Source organism: Kitasatospora sp. NPDC092039 (assembly GCF_044756065.1).
Classification (GTDB): domain Bacteria; phylum Actinomycetota; class Actinomycetes; order Streptomycetales; family Streptomycetaceae; genus Kitasatospora.
The window spans coordinates 252,698-272,664 of the sequence record NZ_JBIVSD010000011.1 but is presented as its reverse complement, the minus strand read 5'-3'; the positions used below and the strand labels follow the sequence as shown (position 1 = coordinate 272,664).

The window sequence follows — 19,967 nt, the reverse complement described above, 5'->3', positions numbered from 1 at the left end:
GCCCCCCGGGTCCGGCTTGACCCACGCACCGCGGTGGGCCACCATTCCACTATTGAACTAGTGAAAGGCCGAATCGCCGGTGATCGAGTACCGCATCGAGCGGCGCAGCGGCGTCTCCACGTACCAGCAGATCGTGCAGCAGACCAAGCAGGCCCTGCGGCTCGGGCTGCTGCAGCCCGGGGACAAGCTGCCGACCGCCCGTGAGGTGGTCGAGCTGACCGCGATCAACCCCAACACCGTGCTGAAGGCCTATCGCGAGCTCGAACGCGAAGGGCTGGTCGAGCCCCGCCCGGGGCTCGGCACCTTCGTCCGGCGCTCGCTCGCCCGGCCGGAGGCGGCGGCGGACGGGCCACTGCGCGCGGACCTGGTCGGGTGGGTGGACCAGGCCCGGGGGGCCGGACTGGAACGCGAGGACATCGCCGCGTTGATGGCCTCCGTCCTGGAGCAGCGCTTCGACACCGGCGTGTCCGGTACCGGCGTGTCCGGCGCCGGGGGCGGGGGGTCGGATGCCGTCACCGGGGGCGCGGGCTCCGACACCGGGGCCTGAGGCCGAAACCGGGGACCGACCTCCCCGGAAACACCGAACCGAGAACAGTGGGGGGACCGGGTGGACGACCCGACGACCACGGCGCCCGCGTCGGCGCCGGTGCAGGATCCGCCGCAGGGGACCGAGCGGCAGGTGGCGGCCCTGGAGGCCGACGGCCTCGGCAGGAACTACCGGGGCGGCTGGGCGCTGCGCGGCTGCGACGTCGCGGTCCCGGCCGGGCGGATCTGCGGCGTGGTGGGCCCCAACGGCGCGGGCAAGAGCACCCTGCTCTCCCTCGCCGCCGGCCAACTCAAGCCCACCGAGGGTACGTTGCGGATCCTCGGCGCCCCGGCCGGTGCGCCCGAGCTGCGCGCCAGGGTCGCCTACGTACCGCAGGACAAGCCGCTCTACCCGGGCCTCACCGTCGCCGAGACGCTGCGGATGGGCCGCGAGCTCAACCCGGTGTGGGACGAGGCGCTGTCCCAACAGATCATCGTCCAGGGCGAGTTGAACCCCAAGGCGCGGATCGGCTCGCTCTCCGGCGGCCAGCGCACCCGGGTCTGCCTCGCGCTGGCCCTCGGCAAGCTCCCCGACCTGCTGCTGCTCGACGAACCGATGGCCGACCTCGACCCGCTCGCCCGGCACCAGCTGATGGGCACCCTGATGTCGGCCGCCGCCGAACGCGGCACCAGCATCGTGCTGTCCTCGCACATCCTCCCCGAGCTGGACGGCGTCATCGACCACCTGCTCCTCGTCCAGCGCGGACGCGTCCGGCTGGCCGGCGACCTGGAGGAGATCCTCGACGGGCACCGGCTGCTCACCGGGCCGGCCGCCCAGGGCGCCCCGGTGGCCGCCGGGTCGGTGGTCGAGCAGCGCGTCAGCGGCCGCCGGGCCGTCGCGCTGGTCCGCACCGGCGAGCCGGTGGACGGCGAGTGGGAGAGCGAGCGGCCGGGCCTGGAGGACCTGCTGCTCGGCTACCTCCGCGCACCCGCCGACCCGGACGACCTGAACGACCCCAACGAGGTGGCCGCATGAGCACGACCGTCCTGCCCGACCGCGCCACCACCCCGACCGCCACCACCGGGCCCCGCCTGCGCGGGCTCTTCTGGCTGGTGCTCCGACAGAACCGCCTCCTGCTCTGGGCGCTGGGCGCACTGCTGGTCCTGGCCGTCGCCGATCTCCTCTGGATCCACGTCGCCTGCCGCCACATCGTGGGCGTGCTGCGCCGGACCGGCTGCTACAGCCCCACGTCCTGGTCCGACAACTACTGCTGGAACCTCCTCTCGCCGATCAACCGCCCGGTCTTCTGGTACACGCGGGTCCTCCAGCCCGTCGTCACCGCCGCCCCGCTGCTGATCGGCATGTTCGTCGGCGCCCCGCTGCTGGCCCAGGAGCACGAACGCGGCACCATCCGGCTGATCCGCGCGCAGTCCGTCAGCCCGGTCCGCTGGCTGGCCGTCCGCCTCGCCGTACCCGGCCTCGCCGTCCTGACCGTCGGCGGCGTGCTCGCCGCGATGATGACCTGGGTGTGGTGGACCGACATCGTGCACGGGCCGTCCGCCTTCGATCCGCCGTTCCAGTTCTTCACCTACCCGGTCCTCGGCCTCGCCCCGATCGCCTGGTCCCTGTTCGCCCTGGTCCTCGGCGTCCTCGTCGGCCTGCTCGTCCGCCGTACCCTGCCCGCGATGTTCCTGACCGGCGCCCTCGTCGCCACCGCCCACGGCCTCGTCTACTGGGCCCGCCCCTACTTCTACCCCGTCGTGGACCAGGTCGCCGCCGTGGGCACCCCCCAGCCCACCAACGCCTGGCTCCTCGGCCGCGGCATCGTCCTGCCCGACGGCACCCGCGGCAGCACCGATTCCTGCCTCTTCTCCTTCCACGACCTCGCCAGCTGCAACACCGCCACCGCCTCCTGGGCCCGCTACCACCCGGCCGACCACCTCGTCCCCATCCAACTCGTCGAGGCGGGCATTCTCGCGGCGCTCACGGCATCGATGCTGGTCGCCGTCTTCCGCCGCATCCGCGCCTAGCGCCGCACGGCCGCCCCGGCCGAAGTGCAGGCGGCGGCACGACCGCCCCGGCGGGCCGACCGCGGAGGCGGTGGACCGGCCGGTGGGGGTGGACGGTCAGCCGGGCGGGAGGGTGCGGAGGTAGGTGAGGACGGCGCGGACCCGGCGGTGGCCGGTGTCGGGGGTGGGCATGCCGAGCTTGCCGAAGATGTTGCCGATGTGCTTGTTGACCGAGCTCTCGGCGAGGAGGAGGAGCCGGGCGATGGTCGGGTTGTTGTGGCCCTCGGCCATCAGGGCGAGCACCTCGCGCTCGCGCAGGGTGAGGGCGGCCAGCGGGTCGGGGGCGGTGCGGTGGGCCATCAGCTGGGAGATGACCTCCGGGTCCATCGCGGTGCCGCCCTCGGCGACGCGCCGCAGCGCCTGGAGGAACTCCTCGGCGCGGCCGACCCGGTCCTTGAGGAGATAGCCGACGCCGGTGGCGCTCTGGGCGAGCAGCTCGGCGGCGTAGGCGCGTTCGACGTACTGGGAGAGGATCAGGACGGGCAGGGCGGGCAGCCGGCGGCGGGCCTCGACGGCGGCGCGCAGGCCCTCGTCGCGGAAGTCCGGTGGCAGCCGGACGTCGACCACGGCGACGTCGGGGCGGTGGTCGAGCAGGGCGGGCAGCAGGTCGTCGCCGTGCTCGACGGTCGCGCACACCTCGTGCCCCTCGCTGTGCAGCAGCAGGACCAGGCCCTCGCGGAGCAGGGTGTTGTCCTCGGCGATCAGGATCCGCACGGGATCTCCACTTCCAGAACGGTCGGGCCCCCGGGCGGGCTGGACAGGCGGGTGGTGCCGTCGAACGCCGCGACCCTGCGGCGCAGGCCGGGCAGCCCGCTTCCGGCGCCCTCGACGGCGCCGCCCCGGCCATCGTCCTCGACCCGGACGGTGATGGCGGAGGCGGTGATCCGCAGCCGGACCAGGGCGCGGCGGGCGCCGCTGTGCCGGGCGACGTTGGCGAGCGCCTCGGAGACCACGAAGTAGGCCGCGGCCTCGGCGGCGGCCGGTGCGCGCGGTGGCGGGTCGGCGGCGGGGCCGGGGGAGGGAGCGGCGGGGGAGGCGGCGGACGCCTCCGGTGTGGCCGGCTCGACCCGGGTGGGGACGGCGCAGCGGGCGGCGAGCGACCGTACGGCCTCGGTGAGGCCGCGGTCGGCGAGCAGCGGCGGGTGGATGCCGCGCACCAGCGCGCGCAGCGACTCCAGGGCCTGTTCGGCGACGAGTTGGGTGGAGTCGACCAACGCCGCCGCCTGCTCGGGGCGTTGGTCGAGGGCGCGGCGGATCATGCCGAGCCGGAGCGAGACGGCCACCAGGTTGGCCTGGGCGCCGTCGTGCAAGTCCCGTTCGATCCGGCGCAGTTCGGCGGCGTGGGCGTCCAGTGCCGCGGACCGGCTGGTGGTCAGCTCCTGGACGCGCCGGGCGAGCGAGGTGCGGGGCCGGGCGACCAGCAGCCGGCGGGAGGCCCGGGCGTGCAGGTCGGCGGCCGGCCGCAGTGCGGTCAGGGCGACCGCGGCGTAGCCGACCCCGACGGCCGCCGCCGCGACGGCCGTCGGCCAGGAGTCGACGGTCACCAGGATGATCCGCCCGCGTTCGGCCGGCAGGAGCCGCCACCACACGGGCGCGGTGAGCCAGTTGACGGCGTGGCTGCACAGGGTGAGGGCGGCCCCGCACAGCAGCGTTCCGGCGGTGCCGTGGGCGAGCAGCCACACCAGGTCCTTGCGGACGGCCGGATCGCGTACGGAGACCCGGTCGCCGTACGGGGTGTGCAGCGGCTCGCCGCCCAGCCGGCGGCCGACCCGCCGCCGGTGGAACCCGGCGCAGCGGCGCAGCAGTCGCAGGGCCGGCGGGAGGAGCGGCAGGCCCACGCCGACCGCGCAGAGGGCCAGGACCACGAGCAGCAGGCCGAGCCCGACCAGCGCGGCCAGGCCGGTGCCGAGGCCGAGCAGGAGGTAGCCGGCGGCGGCGGGGGAGCGGCGCACCTCGGACCGGGCGGCGGAGCGGACGGTCGACCGGACCGTGGACGCCGCGGTCCTTGACGCGGCGGTCCTGAGGGCCGCGGTCCTGGACGGGGAAGTCCTGGATGCGGCAATCCTGGTCTCCCGCACGACTGTTCAGTGCCTCCGCGCCTCCGAGCCGACTTTTCGATCACCCTAACACCGGCCTCGCGACCGGCTGCGGCCTGCGGCCCTTCCCTCCGCAGCGGGCCACCTCCACAATGGGGCGGTCGATCGCGGAAGTGGGGGGACCGGGGTGGAATGGCTGCTGGGGATCGGTGGCGCCCTGCTGCTCGGGGTGCTGACCAATCTGGTGTACGACTTCGCCAAGTTCGGTAGCTCGCGGCTCGGTTCCCGGGTGCCGCTGCCGCGCGGCCGACGGGCGGCCCTGACGGCGGCGGCCCGGGCGCACGACGTACGGGCGGACGGGCTGGCACCGCTGATCACCTGGTCGGCGTCCCGGCCGCTGACGCCGAACACGCTGGTGACGGCGCACCGCGGACGGGTGGAGCGTCCGCACGCGCTGGACACGGTCGGGTGGGCCGACGAGGTGGCGCGCCAGCGGGCGGCCGGCGCGGCGGGCCGGACGGCGTACATCACCCGGCTGACGGTCGATCACGGTGAGCACGGCGGCGCGCGGGTCTGCGAGGTGGACATCGCCGAGAGCGACTACGCGGAGTGCATGGCCACCACCCGGCTCGGCCGGGAGGACCCGGAGGCGGCCCGGCTGCTGCACGAGGCGCTGGACCAGGGCCTGACGAGCTTCGTGGCCGTCGCGCCGCCCACCATGGTCAGCGCCTGCGTCGCGGTGCGGGACCGGCTGGGCCGGCTGCTGCTGCTCCGCCGGTCGCTGGCGGTCAACACCTTCCCCGCGCAGTGGACGGTCGGGATCAACGAGACGATGAAGTACCGCGACGAGCCGGGCGCCGCCGAGGACTTCTACGGGCTGGTCCGGCGTGCGCTGGAGGAGGAGTTGGGGCTGCTGCCGGAGGACGTCGGGCCGACCGCGATCACCTGGCTGGGCTGGAGCGAGCCGGCGTCCTGCTACAACCTGGTGGCCACCGTCCGGTCCCGGCTCGACGCGGCCGAGATCGACCGCCGCCGCGAGGCCTGTCACAGCACCTTTGAGCACGACATGGCCGTCTGGGTGCCGTTCACCCGCCGTACGGTCTCCGAGCTCGTCGAGGGCGGCACCTGTCCGGACGGCTCGCGGCGCTGGTCGTACCTCGCGCCGCTGGTGGCCTGGGAGGCCTGGCGGGCGGCGCAGCAGGGGCGGGCGTAGGCCGGAAGGGGCCCGTCGCGCCGGGTTCATCGTACGGCTGCCGTGACCTCCCCCTCCGCGGTCGTCGCCGCTTCCGCGGTGGCGGGCGGCGTCGCGGCCGCCGTCCGGAACCGCTGCCGGTAGTCGGTCGGGGTGGTGCCGAGGCGGCGGCGGAACGCGCGCACCAGGGTGTCGACGGTGCCGAACCCGCAGGCGGTGGCGACGCGTTCGAGCGTGGAGTCGGTGGACTCCAGCTGGTGGCGGGCGAGTTCGACCCGGGCCGACTCGACGTAGGCGCTCGGCGTGGTGCCCAGTTCGGTCTTGAAGATCCGGGTCAACTGCCGTTCGCCGACGTGGGCGTGGGCCGCGAGGTCCGGGACGGTGAGCCGCCCGGAGAGGTTGCGCAGGATGTGGTGGCGCAGCTCCTCGATCCGCCGGGTGGTCGACACCGGCTCCAGCGGAACGCTGAACTGGCTCTGGCCGCTGGGGCGTTTGAGGTACATGACGAGCTGGCGGGCGACCCGCAGCGCCAGCTCCTCGCCGAAGTCCTCGGCGACCAGCGCGAGCGACAGGTCCAGGCAGGCGCTGATGCCCGCACCTGTCCAGACCCCGCCCTCCCGGATGAAGATCGGGTCGGCGTCGACCTCGACCTCCGGGTGCTCCTCGGCGAGCTGGCCGGCCGTGGACCAGTGGGTGGTGGCGCGCCGCCCGTCCAACAGCCCGGCGGCGGCGAGCAGATGGGCGCCGACGCAGACGCTGGCCACCCGGCGCGAGCGGGCGGCCAGCGTACGGACCCGCTCGACCACCGCGGGGTCGGTCAGCGCGCGGACCCGGCGGCGGTCGTCCACCTCGACCGAACCGGGCACCAGCAGGGTGTCGATCCGGCTCCGGGCGGCCTCGTCGAAGGTGAGGTCGGGCAGGATGCGCACGCCCGCCGCGGTGGTGACCGGGGCCGTCGTCTCGGCGGCGAGCACGACCCGGTAGCCGGTGGCGTCGTCGGTCTCCCGGCGGACCAGCGAGAACACCTCGGGCGGGCCGGTCACGTCGAGGAGGTCGACGCCCTCGAACAGCACGATGACGATCAGCCGCTGCACGGCGTGGGCGGTCACGGGCCCCTCCTCGATGTCGGAATCTGCATGTTAGGCGACATTGCCGACACCCGAGCGCCGCCCGTAGCGTTCGAAGGGCCGGTCGCACCAGGTGTGACCTGCGAGAACCCCGAATCCCGACCATGAAGGCGGTACCCCGTGCCCACGACGACCCTGCGCACCCTCAACGGCCTCGACGAGACGCCGGCCGCGCTCGGCGACTCGACCCTGATCATGATCGACTACCAGAACACCTACGTGCGCGGCGTGATGGAGCTGGAGGGCTGGCGGGAGGCGCTGGACGCCGGTGCCGACCTGCTCGCCCGGGCCCGGGCCGCCGGCGCCACCGTGATCCACGTGATCAACGACGGCGGCGAGGGCACGCCGTACGACGTCCGGGCCGAGATCGGGCGGATCCACCCGAGCGTGGCGCCGGGCGAGGGCGAGCGGGTGGTGGTCAAGCGGGCGCCGGACGCCTTCGTCGGCACCGAGCTGGGCGAACTGGTCGACGCGGCCGGCCACCGGGACGTCGTCGTCGCCGGGTTCATGACCCACATGTGCGTCGCCTTCACCACGGCCGGCGCCTTCCTGCGCGGCAACCGCCCCACTGTGGTGGCCGCCGCCTGTGCCACCCGGCCGCTGGAGTCGGCGGGCACCGCGCTGAAGGCCGCCCAGGTCCACCGCGCCGCGCTGGCGACGGTCGGCGACCTGTACGGGGTGGTGGTGGAGTCCCCGGCCGACCTCGCCTGAATCCCGGCCGGGCCCGGCCGGGCGGACGTTCGACGGCCGCTCGGCGGCTGTCCTGCGGCGGCTGTTTACGGCGGCCGCTGTAGGGCGGCGGCCGCCCGGAGCGCCACCGATCCGCCCCCGCCTCGTTGACCAGACGGCGCACGGTGTCGGCGGCGGGAGGGAGCGGGCATGGCGGGGAACCGGCCGGCGGTGGTGGGCGGCTCGCCGGAGCTGGCCGAGTCGTACCAGGTCTGCGAGCAGGAGGTGGCCGGTCACCTGGCCTCGCTGCGGGCGATCACCGACACGCTGCCGCCCGAGGTGCGCCCGCACTTCCACGCCGTCAACGCCTTCGCCTCCCGGTCCGACCGGATCGCCGACACCGGGGCCGCAGATCCGGGGGGCGCGGACGCCGGGGACGCGGACACCCACGACGGCGCGGGCGCGGGCGCCGACGCCGAGGCCGGCGGCCGCCTCGGCGGTGCCGACCCAGCCGAGCGGCAGCGCCGGTTCGCCCGCTGGCGGGCCGACACCCTGGCCGAGCTGGCGGCCGGTCACAGCCGGCACCCGCTGCGCCGGGCCTTCGTGGACACCGTGCGCCGCTGGGCGCTGGACCCGGCGCTGGTCGAGGAGTTCCTGGACGCCACCCGGGCCGACGGCGCGCGTCCGCCCGCCTTCGAGACCCCGGCGGACCAGCGCCGCCACCTGCGGGGCGTCGCGGGGACGATCACCGAGCTGTGGGCCCCGCTGCTGGGGGCGCACGGCCCCCGGGCGGCGGGCGCTCTGTCCGCGCTGGGGGAGGCCTGCCAGCTGGCCGACATCCTGGAGGACCTGCCGCTCGACCTGGCGGCCGGCCGCTGCTACCTGCCGCAGGGCGAGCTGCGCCGGCTCGGGCTGACCGCCGCCGACCTCGGCCGGCACGGAGGCCAGGCCGGAGACCGGGCCGGAGACCGGGCCGGAGACCGGGCCGGAGACCGGGCCCGAGACGGGGCCGGATACCGGCACGACCGCCGGAAAGAGCACCGGGACCGGGACGCCCTGGACGAGCTGCTCGACGGCCAACGGGCCCAGCTGCACCGGCTGTTGCAGCAGGCCCTGCCCGCCACCTGGCTCGCCGCCCCCGGCTGCCGCCCGTTCCTGCACACCCTGCTGCTCGGCACCCAGCTCCAGTACGACGAGATGACCCTGCTGCGCTCACGCGTCCTGACCGACGGCCTCACACCGCTGAGCGCCGACGGCACCACGCTCCGCCGCCGCGCCCGGTCCGAGCCCTCGGAGGGCACGCCCGCCCACGTCGCCGTGATCATGGACGGCAACCGCCGCTGGGCCGAGGCCCGGCGACTGCCCGCCCAGCACGGCCACCGGGCCGGGCAGCGGGCCGCGCTGCGCCTGGTCAACGCGGCGCTGCGGCTCGGCATCAGGCACCTGAGCCTGTACGCGTTCTCCACCGAGAACTGGGACCGCCCGCCGGAGGAGCTGACCGAGCTGTTCGACTCGCTGGCCGACGGCCTCACCCGCAGCGCGGAAGGCCTGCACGCGCTCGGCGTACGGATCCGCTGGTGCGGCCGGCGGGACCGGGTGGACGAATCGCTGGCCTCCTCGATCGCGGTGGTGGAGAGCATGACGTCCAACAACGGCACGCTGACCCTGACGGTCTGCGTGGACTACGGCGGACGGGAGGAACTGGCGGCCGCGGCGCGCAGCCTGGCCGCCGAGGCGGTGGCCGGCGCGATCCGCCCGGAGGCGATCGGCCCGGCCGACCTCGCCCGGCACCTGTACCTGCCGGACCTCCCGGACGTCGACCTGCTGATCCGAACCTCCGGGGAGCAGCGGATCAGCAACTTCCTGCCCTGGCACCTCGCGTACGCCGAGCTGCTGTTCGACCCGACGCCGTGGCCCGACTACGACCTGGCCGGGCTGCGCGCGGCGGTCCGGGCCTACGCGGCCCGGGAGCGCCGTTTCGGCGGCGTTCCCACCCAGTCCCGACAGCCTCCCCAGACCGCGCAGCCCCCGCAGGCCGCGCCGGCCGCGCAGCCCCCGCAGGCCGCACAGCCCCCGCAGGCCGGGAAGCCCCCGCAGCCCCGCGACGCCCCACCCGCCGTCGGCGCTACTCCTGCGCGGCCGGGGGAGGGGTGTACGTCCCCTCGGCCGTGACGTACCCCAGCACGGTGTCCACGGTGACCGGGTGCGGGCCGTAGTTCGTGGTGTACGCGTCCACCGCCTCCTGGGTGGGGCGCAGCGGCACCCCGCTGAGCCGGACCTTCATCGGCTGCCCGGCCGGCACCGGCTGGGCCGTCAGCTTCCCCTCCGCCAGGCCGCAGCGGAAGGCGGAGCGGTGCCCCATCTCGGCGCCGCCGACCTCGCACCGGCCGGAGGCCAGCCCGTCGCGGATCGCGCCGACCAGCTTCACCACCTCGTAGTCGCCCTGCGTGGTGCGGACGGAGACCCCGCCCTCCAGCGCCCCGTCGCCCTGGGCCTTCGGCGGGTTCGCGAGGGACGGGTCGCCCTGGGCCGAGCGGATCGGCAGGCGCACCCCCGGGCCCCATGCGTCCGGTACCAGGCGCGCCGGCGCGACCACGTCCACCTTCGCCCCGAAGCGGTCCAGTTGGGCCTGGGCCGCCGGTGTCCAGCGCACCTCCACCCAGCCGTCGGTGAGCGTGCCCAGGTTTCCGGAGCGGCCGGTGCCGTCGTCGACGGCACCGGCCGCCGCCCCGGTGAGCCACCCCAGCAGGGGGGTGGCCAACGCCGCGCCCAGCAGCGTCCGTCGCGTCGTGCTCATCGTCCCGATCCGTCCTTCCCTGGCCGCCGATTACGGCCCCGGGACGGATCATCCGTCCACCGGCCGTCCCCGGGGCCGGATCGGAGGGGGAATCCACCCGTGTGGGGGGCGCGGAGCAGTGGTCCCGGGTGGTTCGTCCGGAGATCGACGCCCCCTGGGGCACCCGCACACCCCCTCGCCGACCGGTACGCCCCGGGACCGTCCGGGAGGCGCCCGGATGCCGCCCCGACCCCGAGTTGAACGCGTTCAAAGTCGTGCGCCATGATGAGGCCGCGCGAGAACACCCCGCCGCGGCCTGCGGCGAGGGACGGCCCCGTGCTGCCCCGACACGCTTCGGGCCCCGCAACCCGTCATCCGTAACCCCCACCCCGTACCGGACCACGGAGTCGACCGTGCGACACCTGCTGCAACGCCACCCCTTCGCGATGCGCACCCACTTCGCGCACTCGCTCGTCCTCACCTACGCCCTGCCGCCGCGCCTGCTCGCCCCGCTGGTGCCGCCCGGCCTCGCCCTCGACACCTACACCGACCCCGACGGCACCGAGCACGGCTTCGTCGCGGCCGCCGTCGTGGACACCCGGGCGCTGCGACCGGCCGCGCTGCCCGCCCGCCTCGGCCGGGACTTCATCCTGACCGGCTACCGGGTCTTCACCCGCTTCCCGACCCCCGGCGGCCGCACCATGCGCGGCCTGCGCATCCTGCGCTCCGACACCGACAGCCGGGTGATGGCGCTCGGCGGCAACGCCTTCTCCCGCTACCACTACCGGCACGCCCGGATCGGCACCCGACTGGTCGGCGACACCCTGGAGTTCAAGGTCGTCAGCGGCGACGGCCGGGCCGACCTGCACGTGCGCGCCGACCTCGGCAGTGCTCCCGCCGCCCTGCCGCCGGGCAGCCCGTTCGCGGACGCCCGGGCCGCGCGCCGATTCGCCGGGCCGCTGCCCTACACCTTCGAGTACGAGCCGCAGACCCGCTCGATGATCGTGGTCAAGGCCACCCGTGCCCACTGGGACCCGGCCCCGGTGGCCGTCGAGGTGCCCCGGCTCACCTACTTCGACCACGGCCCGCTGGCCGGCAGCCGGCCGGTGCTCGCCAACGCCTTCCACGTCGCCGGCCTCGACTACGGCTGGCACGCCGGAGAGCGCCGCAACCTCACCGGAGCCGCCCGATGACCGCCCCCGCCCCGACCGGGCCCGGCGCGCACGCCGCCCGCCCGCACGCTGCTCGCCCGCACACCGCCCGCCCGTCCGCCCTCTGCGCGGCCGTCCTCTGCCCGTCCACGGCCGGGCTCGCCGGCCCCCGTCCGTCCGGCGTGCGCGAAGTCGTCCGCTACAACTGGCCGATGTACGCGGCCGGCGCGCTCACCGTCGCCGCCGGCCGGGTGCTGGCCCGCCGACTGCCCGGCCCGGCCGCCGCGCTCGCCCGCACCGCCGCCGCCACCGCCGCCGGGTACCTCGCCCTCAGCACCCTCGCCACCTGTTGCGTCTACGACCGCTCCGAGCTCCACCGCTACGACTGGCTGCCCGAACTGCTGCCCGGCGGGCCGGGCGACCACCTGGTGGTCAGCACCGGCCTGGACGAGGCCAGCCGCCCGCTCGCCGCCCGCCACCCCGAGGCCCGCGGCCGGCTCGCCGACCTGTACGACCCGGCGCTGACCGCGAGCGGCTCGATCCGCCGGGCCCGCCGCCACGCCCCGCCCGCCCCCGGCGGCATCCCGGCCCGCCCGGACGCGCTGCCCGCCGCGACGGGCACCCTGGACACCGTGTTCGCCGTCTTCGCCGCCCACGAGCTGCGCCGGTCCGCCGACCGCACCGCCCTGTTCGCCGAGGCCGCCCGCGCCCTGCGCCCCGGCGGCACCCTGCTGCTGGTCGAGCACCTGCGGGATGCCGCCAACACCGCCGTCTACGGCCCCGGCGCCTGGCACTTCCTGCCCCGCGGCACCTGGCTGCGGCACGCCGCCGAGGCGGGCCTGCACCGGGCCGCCGAACGCCGGATCGCCGGGCTGGTCACCGTCTTCGCGTTCCGGAAGCCCGCGTCATGACCGGACTGCTCACCCTGGAGGGCCAGTTGCGGCTGGTCGGCGCGGCGCTGCTGGGCGTCGGCCTGGTCCACGCGGTGCTGCCCCGCGCCATCGGCTGGCCCGCCGACCTGTCCGGTACCACCCTGCTGACCCGCCAGGTCTCCTACGCCCACCTCTTCTTCATCGGCCTCGCCTGCGCCCTACTCGGCCTGCTCCCGCTCCTCCTGGCCCCCGACCTGCTCGCCGGCGGCCGGCTCGGCACCGCCCTGCTGGCCGGCCAGACCCTCTTCTGGGGCCTGCGCTGGCTCTTCGAGTTCGCCTACTTCTCGCCCCGGCTGTGGCGCGGCGACCGCCTGCGCACCGTCGCCCACCTGGGCCTGTCCGTGCTGTGGACCTGGGTGGCGACGGTCTTCGCCGCCGCCCTCTGGCACACGGTCTAGGATCAGTCACGACCTCAGGAGCCCACACACCCCCTCAAGGATCATGCGGTGACCGTTGCTTTTCCCCGTGCTCGCGCCGTGCGTTCGGCCCTGTCGGCCGGCGCCCGCCGCCGTCACGCCCCCAGGTAGCGCAGCACCGCCAGGACCCTCCGGTGGCCGTCCACGTCCACCGGCAGGTCCAGCTTGGCGAAGATGTTGCCGATGTGCTTGTTCACCGCCGCGTCGCTGATGAAGAGTTCCGCCGCGAGCGCGGCGTTGGAGCGGCCCTGGGCCATCAGCGCCAGCACCTCGCGCTCGCGGGTGCTGAGCCGCTCCAGCGGGTCGTGCCGAAGCCGCACCAACTGCTGGACCACCTCCGGGTCCACCACCGTCCCGCCGCCGGCCACCCGTTCCAGGCCGGCCATGAAGTCGGCGACCGCGCCCACCCGCTCCTTCAGCAGGTAGCCGACCGAGCGACCGCCGTCGGAGTCCAACAGCCGCATCGCGTAGGACTGTTCGACGTACTGGCTGAGCACCACCACCGGCAGCCCCGGGCACTCCCGGCGCAGCTCGACGGCCGCCCGCAGGCCGTCGTCGCGGTCGTCCGGGGGCATCCGGACGTCCGTGACCACGAGGTCCGGCCGCTCCGCGCGCACGGCGGCGACCAGGGCGTCCGCGTCCCCGACGGCGGCGAGGGTCTGGTGCCCGAAACGGTGCAGCAGGCCGACCAGCCCCTCCCGGAGCAGGACGGCGTCCTCGGCGACGATCACCCGAAGTGGCACGGTATCTCCACGTGGAGCAGGGTCGGACCGCCGGCCGGGCTGGACACCCGCATCCGGCCGTCGACGGCGGTGAGACGGTCGGCGAGCCCGGTCAGCCCGCTGCCGAGCGCCGGGTCCGCGCCACCGCGGCCGTCGTCGGCGATCTCCAGGACGAGCAGGTCCGCGTGGTAGCGGCCGGAGACCCGGGCGCGGTCGGCGCCGCTGTGGCGGGCGATGTTGGTCATCGCCTCGCTGATCAGGTAGTAGACACCGGTCTCCAGCTGCCGGGGCAGCCGGCCGGGCAGGTCCAGGTCGACGGTGACCGGGATCGGGAACCGGCTGGCCTGCTCCCGGACGGCCGCGGCCAGCCCGTGGTCGGCCAGTACCGGCGGGTTGAGGCCGCGCACGATCCGGCGCAACTCCTCGTGCGCGGTACCGAGTTGCTCCTGAGCCCGGGTCAGCTGCGGGCCCAGCGGCGAGCCCGGCGGGACGTCCAGGTGCATCAACCCGAGCGTCATCCCCAGCGAGACCAGCCGCTGCTGCGCGCCGTCGTGCAGGTCCCGCTCGATCCGCTGCCGCTCCGCGTCGAAGGCGTCCACCAGCCGCGCCCGGGAGGCCTTCACCTCCCTCAGCTCCGCGCCCAGCTCCGCGTCGCGCGGGGCGAGCAGGGTCCGGGCGAGCGCCGCCCGGGCGCCCGCCCAGGAGGTCACCGTGTACGGGGAGGCCAGCAGCACGAAGGCCCCGAAGACCGACCACGGCCAGGTGGAGCCGTCGAGCGACGAGAAGCAGAGCGCCGGCACCCCGAAGGAGAAGGACAGCACCAGCAGGTCCAGCCACCACAGCGCGGCCGCCGAGACCAGCGCGAAGCCCAGTTCGCGCCAGGTCGCCGGCTCGGTCAGCCGGGTGGCCGCCCAGGCGCGCAGCCCCGGAGCGTCCGGCGCCCGGTGCGGGTCCTCGGCCGGGTCCAGGTCCACCAGCCGCAGCCGGCGCCGCTCGACGGCCGCGACCGCCACCGCCGACAGCACCACTCCGACCAGCGGCGCCACCCCCACCAGCACCACCAGCAGCACCGCGCCCGCCACCAGCCCGGCGGCCAGCACGGCCAGCGCCGCGGCCCCCACCAGCACCCCGCTCGCCAGGTACGCCAGTGAGCGCCACGGCCACGCGGACGTGAGGAAGCTCAACGGCCGTTGGGCCATCGCCTGCCATGCCGTTCTCGGACGCATGCGACGAACAATAGTGCGGCGGGGCGCCGGGCGGGGTAGTGCAGGCACTACCTTGCCGGTAGTGCCCGGATCAGTGCCCCCGGCCTGCGGGTTCGCTGGAATGGCCGGCATGACGAACCATCGGGAACCCGCGGCGGACGGCGGCGCCGCCGAACAGCACGACACGGCGGAACAGCACGGTGTGGTGGAACAGCGCGGCGTCGTGGAACTGCACGACCTCCGCAAGGTGCACGGCACCGGCGAAGGGGCCGTGACCGCGCTCGACGGTGTGACGCTCGGCTTCCCCCGCGGCACCCTGACCGCGATCATGGGGCCCTCCGGATCCGGGAAGTCCACCCTGCTCCAGTGCGCCGCCGGCCTGGACCGGCCCACCGGAGGCCGGGTGCTGCTGGCCGGCCTCGACCTCGGCGCCCAGAGCGAGCGCCGGCGCACCGAACTGCGGCGCCGACGGATCGGCTTCGTGTTCCAGGCGTACAACCTGGTCGAGTCGCTGACCGCCGCCCAGAACGTCGAACTGCCCTCCCGCTTCGCCGGCCGCAGGGGCGGCGGGCCGGTCGGCCGCGCGGAGGTGACCGCCGCACTGGACGCCGTCGGACTGGCCGACCGCGCCCGGCACCGGCCCAGCCAGCTCTCCGGCGGCCAGCAGCAGCGCGTCGCCCTGGCCCGGGCCCTGGTCACCCGCCCCGACGTGCTCTTCGCCGACGAGCCCACCGGCGCGCTGGACACCCGCACCTCGGGCCAAGTCCTGCGGCTGCTACGGCGGTTGGTGGACGAGCAGGCGCAGACCACGGTCATGGTCACCCACGACCCGACGGCCGCCGCCGTCGCCGACACCGTGGTCTTCCTCCAGGACGGCCGGATCGCCGACCGGCTGGACCTGGACGGCGACACCGCCCGCTCCGCCGCCGCCGTCGCGGCCCGCATGGCCCGGCTGGAGGCGTGATGCTGATCCTCGCCAACGTCCGTGAGCGCTGGGCCGGGTACCTCTCCTGCTGGCTCGCCGTGCTGGTCGGCGTCGCCCTGATCACCGCCACCCTGACGATCCACGAGTCCGCCCGGCCCGCCGTCCAGCCCCGCCTCGCCGCCGCCCCCGCGCTGGTGCTGCCGCCGCAGGCCACCGACCGCGGCGGCAGCCCGAAGGACCGCGTCCCGTGGAGCCCCGCCGAGGCGCAGTCCCTGACCGAGCGGCTGCGCGCGGTGCCCGGCGCGGCCGCCGTCGTGGTGGACCGCGTCTTCTACGCCCAGGCCGTCCGCGACGGCCGACCGCTCCCGGACGACGGCGCGGCCGAGGCCGGCCACGGCTGGTCCTCGGCCCGGCTGGCCCCGTACCGGCTGCTCACCGGCCGGGTCCCCGACACCGCCGACGAGGTGGTGGTCGACCAGGCCCTCGGCGTCCCGGCCGGCGCCCGGCTGACCGTCAACCTCACCGCCGGACGCAGCGAGTTCACCGTCGTCGGCACCGTGGACGGCCCCGGCTACTACCTCAGCGACGCCGCGGCCGCCCAGCGCGACCCCGGCGTCCGGACGATCGCCCTGCTGCCCACCCCCGACACCACGCCCTCCCGCCTGGCCGCGGCCGCCCGTACGGCCGTCGGCGACGGGGCGACCGTGGTCACCGGCGACGGCCGCGCCGCGCTCCAGCCCCGCCACGTCGAGCACCGGCGCTTCCTCGGCACCCAGCTGATCGCCGCGCTGGCCGCCCTCGGCCTGTTCACCACCGGCTTCGTGGTCGCCTCGATGCTCGTCCTCGCCACCGGCCTGCGGCGCCGCGAACTCGGCCTGCTGCGCACCCTCGGCGCCACCCCGGGCCAACTGCGCCGGATGGTCCTCGGCGAGGCCGCGGTGGTCGGCCTGCTGGGCTCGGCGGCCGGCTGCCTGGCCGGCCTCGCCGCCGCCCCGCTGCTGCGGGACACCCTGCTGCGCCTGGACATCGCCCCGCCGGGGCTCGCCGTCCGGGTGACGGCCTGGCCGCTGCTCACCGCCGCCGCGGTCGGCATCGGCGTCAGCGTGCTCGGTGCCTGGGCGGCGAGCCGTACGGCCGTCCGGGTCGCACCGCTGGAGGCACTGCGCGAGGACCGCACGGCGGAGCGGAGGCCGAGCCGCGCCCGGCTGGGCGCCGGACTGGCCGTGCTCGGCCTCGGCGCCGGCTGCGCCGTCCTCACCGCCGCCTCCGCCGCGGACCGCCGGGTGGGCCTGGCGATCACCGCCACCATGGTGCTGATCACGGCCGCCGCCCTGCTCGCCCCGGTCCTGGTCGGCCCGGTGGGCCGGGTGGTGACCGCACCACTGCGGCGGCTCGGCACGGCCGGTCCGCTGCTGCTGCGGGCCGGGCTGACGGCCGGCGCGGGCCGCGCCGCCGCCACGGCGGCCCCGGTGATCGCGGCCGTCGGGTTCGCGGTGCTGCTCAGCGGCGCGGTGGAGACGATGCGGGCGGCCTACCCGGCCGGCCAGGCGCTGCGGCTCTCCGGCCAGGCGATCGTCACCAACGACGGCACCCCGGGCCTCACCGACGAGGCGGTCGCCGCCCACCCGGTCGGCAAGGCCGCCCTGCCGACCCGCGCCTTCGTCCACCGCGCCGACGGGACGACCGCCGTGATCGACGCCCTCGGCTCCCGCGACCCCGCCTGGGACCGGCCCGGCGAGGCGGTGCTGGGAGAGTCCATGGCGGCGTGGCTGGGCGTGACGGCCGGGCAGCAGTACCCGGTCCGCTTCGCCGACGGGGCCACCGTCCCGCTGTGCGTCGCCGGGATCCTGCCGGACGACCCCGCCCGCGGCGACTTCGTCCTCGCCCGGAGCCTGGTCCGCACCCACGACCCGGCCGCCCTGGGCGACGACCTCTTCGTCCCGGCGGGCACCGAGGCCGTCGCGGTGGTCCCCGGCACGGCCGTCCACGACGCCGTCCGCTACGCCCTGGACGACTACGACACCGACGCCCGGCTGACCGACAGCCTCGCCGCGATGCTGATCGCCGTCGCCGTCGGCTACAGCTCGATCGCCACCGCCAACAGCACCGCGCTGTCCGCCCACGGCCGCCGCCGCGACCTCGCCGTCCTGCGCTCCACCGGAGGCACCGTCCGCCAACTGGTCCTGCTCGCCGCGGCCGAGGCGGCCCTGGTGACCGCCGTCGCCACCCTGCTGGGCCTGCTGGCCACCCTGCCACCGCTGGCCGGCCTCGCCTCCGGCCTCTCCCAGAGCACCGGAGCGCCGGTCCCCCTCCAGCTGAACCCGGCCGCCCTGGCCGCCGTGACCTGCGCCTGCCTGCTGTTGGCGAGTGCGACGAGTGCGGTGGTGACGTGGCGCTCGCTGCGCCGGCCGTGAGGCGGGGACCGGCCGGGCTCAGCCGTGACGCTCCTCCGCCGGGAGGCCCGGGGCGCGGCGGGGCTGGGGCGGCAGGGGGAGGGTGAGCGCCTCGGGGGAGGCGGCCGGGAGCGCGAGGGCGGAGGCGGTCTCGGCGGGCAGGGCGTGGAGACCGAGGAGGGCCGTGGTCAGGCGGGTGGTGGCGCGGTGCCAGTCGGGGATCCGCTGGAGCATGGCGTGGCCGCTGCCGGTGACGGTGTAGCCGCAGACCCGGGCACCGGCCGCGCGGCTGCGGGCGGCGAAGGCGCGGGTCTCGGCGGGCGGGGTGACGGTGTCGCGGTCCCCGTGCAGCATCAGCACGTCCCGTCCGGCGAGCTGGTCGCACGGGTCCTCGGCCGGGCACCACGGTGCGAGGGCGACCAGCCCGGTGACGGACGGGTGCCCGCCGGCCTGGAGCGCGGCGCGCCCGCCCATCGAGTGGCCGACCAGCACGGTCGGCACCGGCCCGAGCAGCGCGGCCAGTTCGTCGAGCGCGGCGGTCGCGTCCCGTGCGGCGTCGGCCCGTTCGCCGTTCCAGCCGCGGTGGCGGTAGCGGACGGTCCCGACGGCGACCCCGGCGTCCGCGGTCGCCCTGGTGAGTCCGCGCAGGAAGCCGTGCATCCGCAGCAGCGGCAGGTTGAGCCACCCGGGCCGGGCGAGGTTGTGCTCCTCACCGCCGTGCAGCACCAGGACGGCGGCCCGCGCCGCCTCCGGCCGGACCTGCCAGTGCAGCGCCCGGTGGTCCACCGCGCGCTCCGCCGCCGTACCGCTCACTGCCGCACCGTCCCGTCCGTCCCGCCCCCGTGGCCCGTCCCCCCGGACCGTCACTGTACGCGCGCGGACGACCGGACCGTTCACCCGAGGGGACCATCCAGCACACCGGGCGCGCGCGGCCGCAGCGGGCTCCTGCTATCCACGAAGGGTGGGGGCCGGAAGCGCCGCTCGTGGCGCCGTGTCACCGAGTGGAGGACTCCATGGCTCAGCAGCTCGCACTGTCCGTCGACTTCGGGTCGGGTTTCACCGAAGCCTGGTCGAAGATCGCCAAGGTCATTCCGCAGTTCATCGCCTTCCTGGCGATCCTGGTCATCGGCTGGTTCGTGGCCAAGGCGATCGCCAAGGTCCTCGACCGGGTGCTGCGCCGGGTCGGCTCCGAGCGGGTCGCGGCGCGGTCCGGAGTGGCCGCCCACCTGGCCGGTTCCAAGTACGACATGACCGGCATCATCTGCAAGGTCGTCTACTACATCGTCCTGCTGATGGCGCTGCAGCTGGCGTTCGGCGTCTTCGGCCCGAACCCGATCAGCACGATGATCCACAGCATCGTCGCCTGGCTGCCGCGCGCCATCGTCGCCGTGGTGATCGTGGTGGTCGCGATGGCCATCGCCAACGCGGTGCGCGACATCGTGGGCAACGCGCTGTCCGGCGCCTCGTACGGGCGGACGGTCTCCACCCTGGTCTGGGCGTTCATCGTCGGCCTCGGCGTGATCGCCGCGCTGGGCCAGGCCGGGATCGCCACCGCGATCACCGGACCGGTCCTGATCGCCGCGCTCGCCACCATCGCCGGTGTGCTGGTGGTCGGCGTCGGCGGCGGCCTGATCATGCCGATGCGCCAGCGCTGGGAGCGGTGGCTGGACGACGCCGAGCGGGAGACCGCCCGGCTGCGCGGCAGCTCCTACCAGGCCGGCCGTTCCGATGCGCTGTCCAACCAGCCGGTCCGGCCGACCACCCAGACCGGCCTGGGCACCCCGCCCGCGCCGGGCATCGAGGGCGACCAGGGCCGGTAGCCGGAGAG

Annotated in this window: 19 protein-coding genes; 12 read left to right on the top strand and 7 right to left on the bottom strand. The window is 75.9% G+C overall.

The window, feature by feature from the left end; translation table 11 throughout:
- Positions 1-79 precede the first annotated feature (79 nt).
- From ACIQI7_RS22935 to ACIQI7_RS22925, 3 genes are read left to right on the top strand one after another with little or no spacing between them, the layout of a single operon-like run.
- Positions 80-547, top strand: a complete 468-nt coding sequence (locus ACIQI7_RS22935; protein ID WP_401112889.1) for a GntR family transcriptional regulator — start codon at positions 80-82, stop codon at positions 545-547.
- 60 nt (positions 548-607) lie between these two features.
- Entirely contained in the window at positions 608-1,561 is a 954-nt protein-coding gene (locus tag ACIQI7_RS22930) for an ABC transporter ATP-binding protein (RefSeq protein ID WP_401112887.1), read from the top strand.
- A complete protein-coding gene (locus ACIQI7_RS22925; RefSeq protein WP_401112885.1) occupies positions 1,558-2,556 on the top strand; it encodes a hypothetical protein in 999 nt (332 codons plus the stop codon). Before ACIQI7_RS22930 ends, ACIQI7_RS22925 begins: the two co-directional genes overlap by 4 nt.
- A gap of 96 nt (positions 2,557-2,652) precedes the next feature.
- Here the strand turns inward: ACIQI7_RS22925 and ACIQI7_RS22920 are convergent, their stop codons facing one another.
- Positions 2,653-3,309 (bottom strand): response regulator, encoded by a 657-nt coding sequence (locus ACIQI7_RS22920; protein WP_401112883.1) that lies wholly within the window; start codon positions 3,307-3,309, stop codon positions 2,653-2,655.
- The gene (locus tag ACIQI7_RS22915) at positions 3,297-4,547 is read right to left on the bottom strand and encodes a sensor domain-containing protein (protein WP_401112881.1); all 1,251 of its coding nucleotides are present in this window, start codon (positions 4,545-4,547) and stop codon (positions 3,297-3,299) included. The genes ACIQI7_RS22920 and ACIQI7_RS22915 overlap by 13 nt, the downstream gene beginning before the upstream one ends.
- Positions 4,548-4,818: 271 nt before the next feature.
- On the opposite strand from ACIQI7_RS22915, the gene ACIQI7_RS22910 reads away from it, so the two are divergent.
- Complete coding sequence (locus tag ACIQI7_RS22910) at positions 4,819-5,844, top strand: hypothetical protein (protein WP_401112879.1); 1,026 nt, start codon at positions 4,819-4,821, stop codon at positions 5,842-5,844.
- A gap of 26 nt (positions 5,845-5,870) precedes the next feature.
- On the opposite strand, the gene ACIQI7_RS22905 is transcribed toward ACIQI7_RS22910, so the two are convergent.
- A complete protein-coding gene (locus ACIQI7_RS22905; RefSeq protein WP_401112877.1) occupies positions 5,871-6,932 on the bottom strand; it encodes a GlxA family transcriptional regulator in 1,062 nt (353 codons plus the stop codon).
- A 138-nt stretch (positions 6,933-7,070) separates the two neighbouring features.
- Between ACIQI7_RS22905 and ACIQI7_RS22900 the strand changes: the two genes are divergently transcribed.
- Together ACIQI7_RS22900 and uppS are read left to right on the top strand one after the other, a co-directional pair.
- Positions 7,071-7,661 (top strand): isochorismatase family protein, encoded by a 591-nt coding sequence (locus ACIQI7_RS22900; RefSeq protein WP_401112875.1) that lies wholly within the window; start codon positions 7,071-7,073, stop codon positions 7,659-7,661.
- 168 nt (positions 7,662-7,829) lie between these two features.
- Positions 7,830-9,791, top strand: coding sequence for a polyprenyl diphosphate synthase (gene uppS, locus ACIQI7_RS22895; protein ID WP_401112873.1), 1,962 nt, complete (start codon positions 7,830-7,832; stop codon positions 9,789-9,791).
- On the opposite strand, the gene ACIQI7_RS22890 is transcribed toward uppS, so the two are convergent.
- Positions 9,745-10,416 carry a hypothetical protein gene (locus ACIQI7_RS22890; RefSeq protein WP_401112871.1) on the bottom strand — a complete coding sequence of 224 codons (672 nt, stop codon included), beginning with the start codon at positions 10,414-10,416 and terminating at the stop codon, positions 9,745-9,747. The two genes, uppS and ACIQI7_RS22890, sit on opposite strands and share 47 nt — an antisense overlap.
- A 392-nt stretch (positions 10,417-10,808) precedes the next feature.
- Between ACIQI7_RS22890 and ACIQI7_RS22885 the strand changes: the two genes are divergently transcribed.
- Genes ACIQI7_RS22885 through ACIQI7_RS22875 form a run of 3 tightly spaced genes read left to right on the top strand, consistent with a single transcriptional unit; the run spans position 10,809 to position 12,876 of the window.
- Positions 10,809-11,588 carry a DUF2071 domain-containing protein gene (locus ACIQI7_RS22885; RefSeq protein ID WP_401112869.1) on the top strand — a complete coding sequence of 260 codons (780 nt, stop codon included), beginning with the start codon at positions 10,809-10,811 and terminating at the stop codon, positions 11,586-11,588.
- Positions 11,585-12,457 carry a class I SAM-dependent methyltransferase gene (locus ACIQI7_RS22880; RefSeq protein WP_401112867.1) on the top strand — a complete coding sequence of 291 codons (873 nt, stop codon included), beginning with the start codon at positions 11,585-11,587 and terminating at the stop codon, positions 12,455-12,457. Before ACIQI7_RS22885 ends, ACIQI7_RS22880 begins: the two co-directional genes overlap by 4 nt.
- The gene (locus ACIQI7_RS22875; RefSeq protein WP_401112866.1) at positions 12,454-12,876 is read left to right on the top strand and encodes a hypothetical protein; all 423 of its coding nucleotides are present in this window, start codon (positions 12,454-12,456) and stop codon (positions 12,874-12,876) included. Before ACIQI7_RS22880 ends, ACIQI7_RS22875 begins: the two co-directional genes overlap by 4 nt.
- Positions 12,877-12,989: 113 nt before the next feature.
- Here ACIQI7_RS22875 and ACIQI7_RS22870 read toward each other — a convergent pair whose 3' ends face one another.
- Positions 12,990-13,637 (bottom strand): response regulator, encoded by a 648-nt coding sequence (locus ACIQI7_RS22870; RefSeq protein ID WP_401112864.1) that lies wholly within the window; start codon positions 13,635-13,637, stop codon positions 12,990-12,992.
- Positions 13,622-14,842, bottom strand: a complete 1,221-nt coding sequence (locus ACIQI7_RS22865; RefSeq protein ID WP_401112862.1) for a sensor histidine kinase — start codon at positions 14,840-14,842, stop codon at positions 13,622-13,624. Before ACIQI7_RS22865 ends, ACIQI7_RS22870 begins: the two co-directional genes overlap by 16 nt.
- Positions 14,843-14,951: 109 nt before the next feature.
- Here ACIQI7_RS22865 and ACIQI7_RS22860 point away from each other — a divergent pair, with 109 nt between their 5' ends.
- Positions 14,952-15,785 (top strand): ABC transporter ATP-binding protein, encoded by an 834-nt coding sequence (locus ACIQI7_RS22860; protein ID WP_401112860.1) that lies wholly within the window; start codon positions 14,952-14,954, stop codon positions 15,783-15,785.
- The gene (locus ACIQI7_RS22855) at positions 15,785-18,160 is read left to right on the top strand and encodes an FtsX-like permease family protein (RefSeq protein ID WP_401112858.1); all 2,376 of its coding nucleotides are present in this window, start codon (positions 15,785-15,787) and stop codon (positions 18,158-18,160) included. The genes ACIQI7_RS22860 and ACIQI7_RS22855 overlap by 1 nt, the downstream gene beginning before the upstream one ends.
- A gap of 18 nt (positions 18,161-18,178) precedes the next feature.
- On the opposite strand, the gene ACIQI7_RS22850 is transcribed toward ACIQI7_RS22855, so the two are convergent.
- Entirely contained in the window at positions 18,179-18,952 is a 774-nt protein-coding gene (locus ACIQI7_RS22850; RefSeq protein ID WP_401112856.1) for an alpha/beta hydrolase, read from the bottom strand.
- A 200-nt stretch (positions 18,953-19,152) separates the two neighbouring features.
- Between ACIQI7_RS22850 and ACIQI7_RS22845 the strand changes: the two genes are divergently transcribed.
- Entirely contained in the window at positions 19,153-19,959 is an 807-nt protein-coding gene (locus ACIQI7_RS22845) for a hypothetical protein (RefSeq protein ID WP_401112854.1), read from the top strand.
- Positions 19,960-19,967: the final 8 nt, after the last annotated feature.